Below are 10,616 nucleotides of genomic sequence, written 5' to 3' on the forward strand. Positions count from 1 at the left end.
CCGGTCGCGCGGCCCGCCGCCGCGCAGGGAGCGGGCGCCAGCGCCTGGGCACGCGCTGCAGCGGCCACGTCGCAAGGTGCCGCTCGGGTCCGTGCCCTGCCTCGCCCGAACTTCCCCGGGATGGATGCCGACGCCCCGGCACCTCTGGTCCCGACCGATCCGCTGACCAAGGACGAGAGCAAGGTGGCGCTCAGCATCGTGGCCGCCTTCGTCCTGATGGCACTGGTCGTGGGCATCATGGGTGTCTCCAAGATCGGCTCGCAGACGAATTTCGACCTGAGCGTGGGCAGCGGCAAGACCGCAAAGCCGTCGGCCTCGCCGAGCGCGACAGCCGCTGAACCGGCAGGACCGCAGCCGTTGGCCATCCTCAGCGCCGACGGCTTCGACCCGGACGGCGACGGCAAGGAGAACGGCCAGTCCGCCCCCAAGGTCTTCGACGGCGATCCCAACACGGCGTGGATGAGCGAGGGCTACAAGACGCCCAACCTCGGCGGGCTCAAGCCGGGCGTCGGTGTCATCATCGACCTCGGCCCGAATGTCACGCCCAAGCACGTCGACCTCACGCTCGGCGCACCGGCCAGTCTCGAGATCTACGTCGCGGCGGATCGTTCGCTGACCAATGCGACCAAGGTCGCCGAGGCGACCGACGCCAATGGTGCCTTCGGATTCGACCTTCCGCCGGATCAGACCGCCGGCAAGCAGTACCTCATCGTCTGGTTCACCAACCTCAGTCAGGTCGACGGGTTCTACCGCGCCGTGCTCGGCGAGGTCTCCGTCCTCGGCTGATCATGGACGGTCCCCTGCGCGAGCTCGACGACCGGGCCCTCATGCGTGCGCACCAGGGTGGGGACCCCGACGCCTTCGGTGAGATCTTCCGGCGCCACCGGGACCGCATGTGGGCCGTGGCCGTGCGAGTGCTCGGAGATCGCGAACTGGCCGCCGACTGCGTCCAGGACGCCTTCATCTCCGCCTATCGCCACGCCGCGGGGTACCGCGGGGACGCGGCCGTGACGACCTGGCTGCACCGGATCGTCGTCAACGCCTGCATGGATCGGGTGCGGCGCGACCGGCATGTGCTGCGCCGAGCCGGCGACCTCGCGGAGATCGACCTCGCCTCCGACCGTGACGACCACGCGAGCACCGAGGCGGTCCTGGACGTGCGCGCCGCACTCGCCACCCTGCCCGAAGCGCAACGGATGGCCCTGGTCCTGGTGGACATGCACGGCCTGCCGATCGCCGAGGCCGCCGCGGTGCTCCAAGTGGCCGAGGGGACAGTGAAGTCCCGCTGCTTCCGGGGTCGTGCAGCGCTCGCGCTCATCCTGCGTGAACGGGCCGGGGAGTCCGTGGGAACCATCGACGCCGGCCGTGCGTCGAAGACTAGGACGCCGAGCGCCCCCGACCCGACCGTCAACCTCGCCCCCGAAGGAACCCCGTGACCACGCCGCAGCAGCCGCCCGGGCCTGCCGACCACCCCGGGTCGGACCCCACCGGCATGAGTGCGCTGTTGCGTTCCCTTCCGGATCCGGGACCGATGCCCGACGAACTGGTCAAGCGCATCCAACTCTCCCTCGCGGCCGAGACCGGCCCCTTCGCCCGCCGCGACAGCCAGGAGACCGGATATGCACCGGTCGCCGACATCCGCGGTCGCTCTCGTCGATCGGGCTTCCGGCCGATCCACTGGGCCGCGGCTGCAGGTCTCGTGGCCGTCGCGGGCGGCGGCATGCTGGCCACCCAGGGTGGGGACATGCTCTCCGCCCTGTCGTTCGGCGGCAGCAGTGCCGCCGGGTCCGCCGCCGCATCCCTCTCCGCCGAGCGGGCGGCCGCTGGCGACTCGGCAGCCTCTGGCATCGGGTCCCCGATCGGCGTCACCGTCGTCATGACCGGGCAGGTCGTGACGAGCACCGGCCTGGCGTCGGCTGCCCAACAGGCGATGTCGACCGGTGTGACCCCGCTGCACGACCTGGCCTCCGAGAGCCCCGCCATCGGCCCGATCGGCACCGAAATGGGCGCTCGCGACTGCGCCACCGCCCTGGGTGTCCCCAGCGACGCAGCCCTGGTCGTGGACCTGGTCACCCACGACGACTCCCCCGCCGCGGTGGTCGTGGCGACGCTGGGGGGCGAGCACACGGCATACCTTGTCCGGCGCAACTGTCGGCTCGGCTCCGCCGAGCTGATCTCGGGCCCTCAGCGGCTCTGAGCCCGCGCGCTGTGAACGGTCGGGAATGTCTGCGGCCGTAGGATCGCTACCTGATGCGTGCGCCCCACCGGCGCGCTCCGAACGATCCCGTGAGGACGGTGTTTCCCCGTGGCCGCAGAGGTCGCCTCCGACGTGCGCAACGTCATCATCATCGGTTCCGGCCCCGCCGGCTACACGGCGGCCGTGTATGCCGCGCGCGCCAATCTCGCGCCGCTCGTCTTCGAGGGGTCGGTGACCGCGGGCGGAGCCCTGATGAACACCACTGAGGTCGAGAACTTCCCCGGCTTCCGTGACGGCATCATGGGTCCGGATCTCATGGACAACATGCGGGCCCAGGCCGAGCGCTTTGGGGCCGAACTCGTGCGTGACGACGTGGAGTCCGTTGAGCTCGAAGGCGACGTCAAGGTCGTCGTGGACTCCGAAGGTGGGCGCCACGAGGCGCGCACCGTCATCCTGGCGATGGGGTCGGCCTATCGCGAGCTCGGGTTGCCCGACGAGAAGCGGCTGTCGGGTCACGGCGTGTCGTGGTGCGCGACGTGCGACGGCTTCTTCTTCCGCGATCAGGACATCGCGGTCGTCGGCGGCGGTGACTCGGCCGTCGAAGAGGCGACCTTCCTGACCAAGTTCGCGCGGTCGGTGACCATCGTGCATCGGCGAGACGAGCTGCGGGCGAGCAAGATCATGGCCGAGCGGGCGCTGGCCAACGAGAAGATCAAGTTCGCCTGGAACTCTGCCGTCGAGGCCATCCATGGCGAGGACAAGCTGGCCGGAATCACGTTGCGAAACACCCAAACTGGTGAGCTGAGCGAGTTGCCGGTGACCGGGCTGTTCATCGCGATCGGGCACGATCCGCGCAACGAACTGGTCAAGGGCACGGTGGAGTTGGATGCCGAGGGCTACGTCGTGTGTGAGGGTCGCTCGACACGGACCAATGTGACCGGGGTCTTCGCCTGTGGCGACCTCGTCGACCACACCTACCGCCAGGCCATCACCGCGGCCGGGTCCGGCTGCGCGGCCGCCTTGGACGCCGAGCGCTTCCTCGCGCACTGACCACTGTCCCCTCACCCACCTAAACTGGTGGGCGACCCGTTCCCGAAAGGACACACCCATGGCTGACCTCAAGGCCGTCACCGACGACAACTTCGAGCTCGAGGTGATGAACTCTGACAAGCCGGTGCTCGTCGACTTCTGGGCGCCGTGGTGCGGCCCGTGCCGTGCGGTCGCCCCGATCCTCGAGGAGATCGCCCGCGACCACGGCGACAAGGTCGAGATCGTCAAGCTCAACACCGACGAGAACCCTGCCGTGACCGGCAAGCTCGGGATCACGAGCATCCCCACCATGCATCTCTACAAGGACGGCGAGATCGTCAAGACGATCGTCGGCGCCATGCCCAAGCCGAAGTTGCTCCGTGAGTTGGAGCCCTTCCTCGGCTGAGTTCAGTTCTGCCGCAACGATATTCAACCCCGTCCCTCTCGGTGAGGGACGGGGTTGACTTGTGAGTGCGGGTCTTGGTTTGTCGCTGCGGCCCGAGCCACGCCGGCCCTGTGGGGTCAGTCCTGGTGCTTCTTCAGGCCCATGGCGTCGGTGATCCGGTGGAGGTCCTCGACGCTGGCGAAGTCAATGGTGACCTTGCCCCGTCGTTGGCCCAGGGAGATGCGCACCCGCGTCTCGAGGTGGTCCGACAACTCCCCCGCGAGGTCGTCGAGTTGCGGGCGCCGGTTTCCGGCGCGAGGTGCCCGGCGGCGAGGCTTGTCCTGGTCGCCGCCGAGGGCGACGACCTCCTCGGTGCTGCGCACCGAGAGACCCTCGGCGACGATCCGGTGGGCCAGCCGGTCCATTGCGTCGGCATCAGGCAGAGCGAGCAGCGCACGGGCGTGACCGGCCGAGAGGACTCCGGCGGCGACGCGTCGGGCGACCGGCGGCGGGAGTTTGAGCAGGCGCAGGGTGTTGGAGATCTGGGGGCGGGAGCGTCCGATCCGGGTGGCCAACTCCTCCTGGGTGCACCCGAAGTCGTCGAGCAACTGCTGGTATGCCGCTGCCTCCTCCAAGGCGTTGAGTTGGCTGCGGTGAAGGTTCTCGAGGAGGGCGTCCCGGAGCAGGTCGTCGTCCTCGGTGGCCTTGACGATGGCTGGGACGGTTTCCTTGCCAGCCGCTCGAGAGGCGCGCCAGCGCCGCTCTCCCATGATGAGTTCGTGAGTGACGCCGGGCTCGGCATCCGCGTCGGCCGGCAGGGGGCGCACCACAATCGGCTGGAGGACACCGATCTCCCGGATCGAGTGCACCAACTCGCCCATGTCGTCCTCGTCGAAGACCGTGCGCGGCTGGCGAGGGTTGGGACGGATGGCGTCGAGGGGAAGCTCGCGAAAGGTGGCTCCCGGCACGGGGGCAAGGTCGGGGTCACCTGCAGAGGGTGCGGTCGAATCGGTCGAATCGCCAGTGGCGACGGCTTCTGCGGAGTGCTCGCCCAGCCCTGAGTCGCTCCTTGTCTCTGGTGGGGCTCCGGCACCGATCTGACTCTCGGTTGTGGCGGTCGCGCCTTGGGAGTCCTGGAAGAAGACGTCGATCGGTCGGTCCGTGCCCGGGCTGGCAGGGATGAGAGCACCCAGACCACGTCCCAGGGCGCGTCGCTTCTCGCTCATGACTGCTCCTTCTCGCCACGGGCACCGCGGTCGGCCATCTCGTTTGCGGCTTCCAGGTAGGAGAGCGCGCCACTGCTGTTGGGGTCGTAGGTCATGACGGTCTGGCCGTGACTGGGGGCCTCGGAGATCCGGACCGAGCGTGGCACCGCAGCCCGGAAGGTCTGGTCGGGGAAGTGGGTGCGCACTTCGTCGGCAACTTGGGAGGCCAGTCGGGTGCGCCCGTCGAACATGGTGAGCAGGATCGAGGAGACGTGCAGGCCGGGGTTGAGGTGGTTCTTGATCAGCTCGATGTTCTTGAGCAGTTGGGACAGCCCCTCGAGGGCGTAATACTCACACTGGATGGGGATGAACACCTCGCGAGCGGCCACGAAGGCGTTGATCGTGAGCAGGCCCAGGCTCGGGGGGCAGTCGATGAAAACGTAGTCGATCCGCTCACCTTCCACCTGCCCCTCGAGGTATGCCGTGACCGCTTTTGCCAAGCGCGTCTCGCGGGCGACGAGTGAGACAAGCTCGATCTCGGCGCCGGCGAGGTCGATCGTCGCGGGGGCGCAGAAGAGTCCGTCGACGTCCGGGCAGGGCTGGACGACGTCGGTGAGAGGTGTGCCGTCGACGAGCACGTCATAGATGGACGGGATCTCGGCGTGATGGTCGATGCCCAGCGCGGTGCTCGCATTGCCCTGCGGGTCGAGATCGATGACGAGGACCCGGGCGCCGGCCTGGGCGAGCGCAGCGGCGACGTTGACCGTCGTCGTCGTCTTGCCGACGCCGCCCTTCTGGTTGGCGACGGTGAGCACTCGGGTCGTCGCCGGCCTTGGGAAGGTGCGTCCGCTGAAGGTGATCCGCTTGCGGGCATCCTCGGCAACCGCCTGGGCGAGAGGTGAGTCATCGTCTCCGCTGGGGAGCGCGGCAACGAGCTCGGCCCGACCCTCGGGAGATGTTTCACGTGAAACATCGTTCGTTGCCTTCGGTGGCGCCTCCAGGGGGGCTGGTGGTGTTTCACGTGAAACGTCCCCAGTGGCGCGGGCATCCTGCGGTGGTTCCACGACTCGGACGGCGGCCGGAGATGGCTGTGTTTCACGTGAAACATCGCCCTCCCCCTGACGGTGATCGACCGCGTCATGCAGCGCGCTGGATGGCCACCCCAGGGGTGACGACGCCTCGCGTGGGATCTCGGGGAAACCTATCCCCGTGGCGACGACACGCCGGGTTTCGACGGCCACGCTCAAGGTCACGAGTCACACCTTCGTCGGGGAGCAGGGGAACCCACCCATCCAACATCACGCACCCCCGACACGCCAAAGCCAGCCCCTTGCGTCCGCGTCCCTCGTGGCTATAGCGACCGATCACGCGGGCGCACGAAGGGCGGTTCCCACCCGAACCCTGTTGCCGGACGGGTCGACGATCTGGCAGTCGCGACCCCAGGGGTTGTCGTCCACAGGAACTCCGAACTCTGCGGCGACCTCGTCCACGTCGTCGACCCAGAGGTACATCACTCCAGGACCCGTGGTGTCTCCTCGGTGCTGCGAAAGATGTACATCGGCCATGCCGCGGCGTAGGCCGACATAGAGCGGCAGTTCCGGGGCAAAGCGATGCTCGAACTCGACGACGAATCCCAGGCGTCCCCACCACACCAACACTGAGGCAGGATCGCCCATGGGCAGGATCGGGATCGACCCACCAGGACGCGTCTCGACGCCGGGGATATTTGCGGGCCCGGGCAGGATGGGGTCACCCATCGCCCGTCGCTCAGCATCGGAGCGCAGGACGCAGAAGGTATTGCCTTCCGGGTCAGCCAGAACCACCCAGCCCTTGCCGCCGGGGGTCCGTCGATCAGCCACCTGAGCCGCGCCCAAGGCCAGCACACGCTCGAGCTCAGCCTCCCGGGTGCCGTCGGTGGCAGTGAGGTCGAAGTGCATTCGCCCGGCCGGAACAAGATCCTCGACCTCGATGAAAAGGATTCGATGTCGCAGGTCCGGCGAGAAGATCATGCACTTCCCATGGCCGGATGCATTCGGGTCATCGGGGTCCTCGGCATACCCGAGCACGGCGGCCCAGAACACAGAGAGTGCATGGGCGTTCGTGGCATTGATCGTCGTGTGCGAAACGCGCAGGCTCATGCCTCAGCACACCACGCTCCCGTCAACGCACTCAACGATGTTTCACGTGAAACATCGGAGGCGCCGAGGCGATCTCCCGTCGGCAGCGGCGTTGCCGGGGCTTTGTGAGTCGTACCTGTTCCGGCGCCCAGCACGCGGCATACGAACCGGGATGAGAAGTGGGCCCGGTGAGAGCCCAGGACGGCCGCGGCATACGAACTGGGTTGAGAATTTGGCCCGATCCTGGTCCCGCAAGGGGCGACCCTACGAAACGGGTTGAGAAATGGTGCCGGGTCAGCGGGCCTTGCGCACCCTTCGGGATGCATGCGGGCGGTGCGCCGTGCCTCCACGGGGACAAAAGACCAGGTCGACGGACAGGACGGGTTCCTCGAGCACCGCGCCACCGTGTTCAGTCACCGTCGCGTCGAGCAGCCCCAGCGTGGTCAATGCCGGCCGGTCCTGGGCCAATTCGTCGGCAGCCGTGCGTCCCTTCATGGCGACCAGGGTGCCTTCGTCCCCGAGCAGGGGCACGCACCAGCGGGCGAGCTTGTCGAGCCGGGCCACAGCACGCGCTGTCACCCATGGCGCCGAGAGCACCCCCGCGAACTCCTCGGCCCGGCCACGGTGCACGGTCACACTGTCGAGATGAAGTGCCGACACCGTCTCCGAGAGCCATTTGGTGCGGCGCAGCATCGGCTCGACCAGATGCACGTCGAGGTCTGAGCGGGCGATCGCCAGCGCCAGACCGGGCAGGCCGGCCCCGCTGCCCACATCGATCACCATGGCTCCGCTCGGGAAGGCATCCTCGACGACCGCACAGTTGAGCACGTGACGATCCCAGAGGCGGGGCACCTCCCGCGGACCGATCAGTCCATGGCTCACCCCGGTGTCGGCGAGAATCGCCACGAAGGCGGTGGCGATCGGCAGACGCTCACCAAAGACGGCAGCCGCACCCGAAGGTGCGGCTGGCGTCTCGAGCGGATCGGTCACGACCGCCCCACCCAATGTTTCACGTGAAACATCACGCGGGCAGCACGACGACGAAGCGTCGCGGCTCGGCCCCCTCGGACTCTGACACCAGGCCAGCGGCCAGCACCTCGTCGTGGACGACCTTGCGCTCAAAGGCCGTCATCGGCGACAGCGCCTCGCGCTCACTGCCGTCCTTGACCTTGGCGATGGCCTCTTTCGCCAACTCGACGAGAGCTGCCTTGCGCTCAGCGCGGTGCCCGGCGATGTCGAGCATCAACCGCGAGCGCTCACCAGTCGCGCTCTGCACGGCAAGCCGGGTCAACTCCTGGAAGGCATCGAGGGTGGAGCCACCCTGACCGACGAGCCGACGCGGCACGCGGCCCTCGTCCGAGTCGACGATCGAGACGATCGCACGGTCACCATCGATGTCGACATCGAGGTCGCCGTCGAGGTCGCAGATGTCGAGCAGGGTCTCCAGGAAGTCCGCTGCCACCTCACCCTCGCGCTCCAACTGCGCCTTGCGGCCGCTCGGTGTCGAGGTGGCCCCGGCTGCGGGGTCGGTGGCCTTGGCGCCTTCGGGTGACCCGGCGGACTCGGTCGATTCGTCGGTGGTCTCGTCAACCACCTCGTCGGCATCCACGGCGGGCGTCGCGTCGACGGTAACGTCCTCGCTGGTCAGCGTGTCGTGCTCAGTCATGCAGATCTCCTATCGGCAGCAGGCCGGTGGGTGGTCGGTGGTCGACCAGAGGTCAGGTGGTGGGGTTGTCGGTGTCCGGAACGTTCTCCTGGACGGCCGACGGCTTGGTCATGGCAGCCTTCGAGCGCTTCTTGCCCTTGGGTTGCTGGCGCTGGCCACTCTTGGGAGCAACCACCTCGGTGCCGTCCGTGCCGGCATCGTCACCGTCCGTGGCAGCCGCAGGCGCCCCGGGGATCGCCTTGCCCCGCTTGGCGAGTCGCTCGTTGCGGGCCTTCTCGGCCGCCGAGCCGGGGGTGGGCATCCGGCGGATGACGTAGAACTGCTGCACCATCGACCAGATGTTGGTGGTGAACCAGTAGATGAGGACACCGATCGGGAAGTTGATGCCCGAGACGGCGAAGAGCAGCGGCATCGCGTAGAGCAGGACCTTCTGCTGCTTGGCGAAAGGGTTGTCCAGCGCAGAGGCCGGCATGTTCTTCATCATCAGCTGACGCTGGGTGGTGAAGGTGGTCGCCGACATCAGGACGATGAGGATGACGGTGACGATCTGGGTGCTCAGGCTGTCCGCGCCGACGAACTTGTCGGAGAGTTGCGCCCCGAACAGGGTGGCCGACTCGGCCTGGGCCGCCACCGCCTTGGTGATCGGCCCGATCGGGTCGGTCTTGCCGTCGGCGATGTTCTGCAGGCCGTTGAGTACCCGGAAGAGGCCGAAGAAGAAGGGTGACTGCACGAGGATCGGCAGACACGAACTGAAGGGGTTGGTCCCCTCCTTCTTGTAGAGCGCCATCGTCTCCTGCGTCATCGCCTGACGGGAGTCCGGGTCGGTCTTGCCCTTGTACTTCTTCTGGATCTTCTGCAGCTCCGGCTGGATCATCTGCAGCTTGCGTGAGGCCTTGATCTGCTTGACGAACAGCGGGATCATCGCCGCCCGCATGACGATCACGAGACCGATGATCGACAGCGCCCAGGTCCACCCGCTGGCGGCCGGCATCCCGATCGTGGTGAAGGCCTGGTGGAAGCCGTACATGATCCACGCGACCAACAATTCGATCGGGTACATCACGGATTGGAAGAAGTCGCCCATCATGTCCTTCAGTGCTCATGGGCCCGGTCGGGCCCAGTGGGGTCGGTATGCCGCGGGGCCAAGGTCAGTGGTCGGCCGTCGCGTTGGTCGTGGTCGGGGCCGGCACGGGCCGCCCCAGGTCGTCGAGCACCTCGCCGCGGCGGGCCGGGACGTGGTCCACGCCACCAGCCGACCAGGGGTGGCATCTGCCCAACCGACGAACGGCCAGCCAGGTTCCCTTGAGGGGACCGAAGCGGGTCAAGGCGGTCACGGCATACGCCGAGCAACTCGGGTAGTACCGGCACGAGGGCGGCAGCAGGGGTGAGATGGTCAGCTGGTAGAGCCGGACGAGCCCGATGAGGGGCAGCGCGAGCGCCTTCTGCCAGGTCATGCGCTGGCCTCCAGCCGACGAATCACCCTGTGCGACAACGACTTGAGCGTTTGCTGCAACTCGGTGAACGGTGCCTCCGCGGCTGCCGGGTTGGCGCGCACGACCAGGTCGACGCCGTGCGGGAGACTGGGCAGTTCGGCCCGGACGATCTCCCGCAGACGACGTTTGGTGCGGTTGCGGACGACGGCACCACCGACGGCCTTGGACACGACGAAACCGACCCGCGGGGGCTGACCCTGACGCGAATCGGTTCGGTGTGCGTGCACCACGAGCAGGCTCGACCCCGCGCGTGCCCCACCCGGGCCCCGGAGCACCGACGCGAAGTCCGCTCGCTCACGCAGGCGGTGTCGCGCCGGAAGCACCGGCGGGACCTCAGGCGGACAGCTCGGCGCGGCCCTTGCGGCGGCGGGCGGCCAAGATGGCGCGGCCGGCGCGGGTGCGCATGCGCAGGCGGAAGCCGTGCGTCTTGGCCCGGCGACGGTTGTTCGGCTGGAACGTACGCTTGCTCACGAGGTTCTCCTACGGTGCTGGTGCGTCCCCCCGGGAAGCGTGGAGGTCGGCCA

Annotated in this window: 14 protein-coding genes; 5 read left to right on the forward strand and 9 right to left on the reverse strand. The window is 68.0% G+C overall.

Annotated elements, in window-relative coordinates; all coding sequences use genetic code 11:
* The 5 genes from BN10_RS04135 to trxA form a co-directional block, all read left to right on the forward strand.
* On the forward strand, window positions 1-786 hold a 786-nt coding region (locus BN10_RS04135; protein WP_040750911.1), incomplete at its 5' end, for a hypothetical protein.
* A gap of 2 nt (window positions 787-788) precedes the next feature.
* Window positions 789-1,436 (forward strand): RNA polymerase sigma factor SigM, encoded by a 648-nt coding sequence (gene sigM, locus BN10_RS04140; RefSeq protein WP_010849908.1) that lies wholly within the window; start codon window positions 789-791, stop codon window positions 1,434-1,436.
* Window positions 1,433-2,197, forward strand: coding sequence for a hypothetical protein (locus tag BN10_RS04145; RefSeq protein WP_010849909.1), 765 nt, complete (start codon window positions 1,433-1,435; stop codon window positions 2,195-2,197). Before sigM ends, BN10_RS04145 begins: the two co-directional genes overlap by 4 nt.
* 108 nt (window positions 2,198-2,305) lie before the next feature.
* The gene (trxB, locus tag BN10_RS04150; protein ID WP_010849910.1) at window positions 2,306-3,247 is read left to right on the forward strand and encodes a thioredoxin-disulfide reductase; all 942 of its coding nucleotides are present in this window, start codon (window positions 2,306-2,308) and stop codon (window positions 3,245-3,247) included.
* A gap of 58 nt (window positions 3,248-3,305) precedes the next feature.
* The gene (trxA, locus tag BN10_RS04155; RefSeq protein WP_010849911.1) at window positions 3,306-3,632 is read left to right on the forward strand and encodes a thioredoxin; all 327 of its coding nucleotides are present in this window, start codon (window positions 3,306-3,308) and stop codon (window positions 3,630-3,632) included.
* 116 nt (window positions 3,633-3,748) lie between these two features.
* Here the strand turns inward: trxA and BN10_RS04160 are convergent, their stop codons facing one another.
* The 9 genes from BN10_RS04160 to rpmH form a co-directional block, all read right to left on the reverse strand.
* Complete coding sequence (locus tag BN10_RS04160) at window positions 3,749-4,837, reverse strand: ParB/RepB/Spo0J family partition protein (protein ID WP_010849912.1); 1,089 nt, start codon at window positions 4,835-4,837, stop codon at window positions 3,749-3,751.
* Window positions 4,834-5,817 carry a ParA family protein gene (locus BN10_RS04165; protein WP_198014094.1) on the reverse strand — a complete coding sequence of 328 codons (984 nt, stop codon included), beginning with the start codon at window positions 5,815-5,817 and terminating at the stop codon, window positions 4,834-4,836. The genes BN10_RS04160 and BN10_RS04165 overlap by 4 nt, the downstream gene beginning before the upstream one ends.
* 363 nt (window positions 5,818-6,180) lie before the next feature.
* Complete coding sequence (locus BN10_RS18030; protein ID WP_010849914.1) at window positions 6,181-6,954, reverse strand: glyoxalase superfamily protein; 774 nt, start codon at window positions 6,952-6,954, stop codon at window positions 6,181-6,183.
* A gap of 273 nt (window positions 6,955-7,227) precedes the next feature.
* Window positions 7,228-7,923 (reverse strand): 16S rRNA (guanine(527)-N(7))-methyltransferase RsmG, encoded by a 696-nt coding sequence (gene rsmG, locus BN10_RS04175; protein ID WP_010849915.1) that lies wholly within the window; start codon window positions 7,921-7,923, stop codon window positions 7,228-7,230.
* Between the two features lie 31 nt (window positions 7,924-7,954).
* Window positions 7,955-8,599, reverse strand: coding sequence for a Jag family protein (locus BN10_RS04180; protein ID WP_010849916.1), 645 nt, complete (start codon window positions 8,597-8,599; stop codon window positions 7,955-7,957).
* 52 nt (window positions 8,600-8,651) lie between these two features.
* Window positions 8,652-9,686 carry a membrane protein insertase YidC gene (gene yidC / locus BN10_RS04185; protein WP_010849917.1) on the reverse strand — a complete coding sequence of 345 codons (1,035 nt, stop codon included), beginning with the start codon at window positions 9,684-9,686 and terminating at the stop codon, window positions 8,652-8,654.
* Window positions 9,687-9,747: 61 nt separating this feature from the next.
* Window positions 9,748-10,053 carry a membrane protein insertion efficiency factor YidD gene (yidD, locus tag BN10_RS04190; protein ID WP_010849918.1) on the reverse strand — a complete coding sequence of 102 codons (306 nt, stop codon included), beginning with the start codon at window positions 10,051-10,053 and terminating at the stop codon, window positions 9,748-9,750.
* Window positions 10,050-10,415: a ribonuclease P protein component gene (rnpA, locus tag BN10_RS04195; RefSeq protein WP_010849919.1), complete on the reverse strand. Its 366-nt coding sequence runs from the start codon at window positions 10,413-10,415 to the stop codon at window positions 10,050-10,052. The genes yidD and rnpA overlap by 4 nt, the downstream gene beginning before the upstream one ends.
* A 10-nt stretch (window positions 10,416-10,425) precedes the next feature.
* Window positions 10,426-10,563 (reverse strand): 50S ribosomal protein L34, encoded by a 138-nt coding sequence (gene rpmH, locus BN10_RS04200; RefSeq protein ID WP_010849920.1) that lies wholly within the window; start codon window positions 10,561-10,563, stop codon window positions 10,426-10,428.
* Window positions 10,564-10,616: the final 53 nt, after the last annotated feature.

The sequence above is a fragment of the Phycicoccus elongatus Lp2 genome, assembly GCF_000367525.1.
Taxonomy (GTDB): domain Bacteria; phylum Actinomycetota; class Actinomycetes; order Actinomycetales; family Dermatophilaceae; genus Phycicoccus_A; species Phycicoccus_A elongatus.

Bases quoted from the DNA above. Each gene is read 5' to 3' on its own strand.
- BN10_RS04160 (WP_010849912.1), bottom strand. From the start codon at position 4,837: ATGAGCGAGAAGCGACGCGCCCTGGGACGTGGTCTGGGTGCTCTCATC.
- yidD (WP_010849918.1), bottom strand. From the start codon at position 10,053: ATGACCTGGCAGAAGGCGCTCGCGCTGCCCCTCATCGGGCTCGTCCGG.
- BN10_RS04180 (WP_010849916.1), bottom strand. From the start codon at position 8,599: ATGACTGAGCACGACACGCTGACCAGCGAGGACGTTACCGTCGACGCG.
- BN10_RS18030 (WP_010849914.1), bottom strand. From the start codon at position 6,954: ATGAGCCTGCGCGTTTCGCACACGACGATCAATGCCACGAACGCCCAT.
- sigM (WP_010849908.1), top strand. From the start codon at position 789: ATGGACGGTCCCCTGCGCGAGCTCGACGACCGGGCCCTCATGCGTGCG.
- trxA (WP_010849911.1), top strand. From the start codon at position 3,306: ATGGCTGACCTCAAGGCCGTCACCGACGACAACTTCGAGCTCGAGGTG.
- yidC (WP_010849917.1), bottom strand. From the start codon at position 9,686: ATGATGGGCGACTTCTTCCAATCCGTGATGTACCCGATCGAATTGTTG.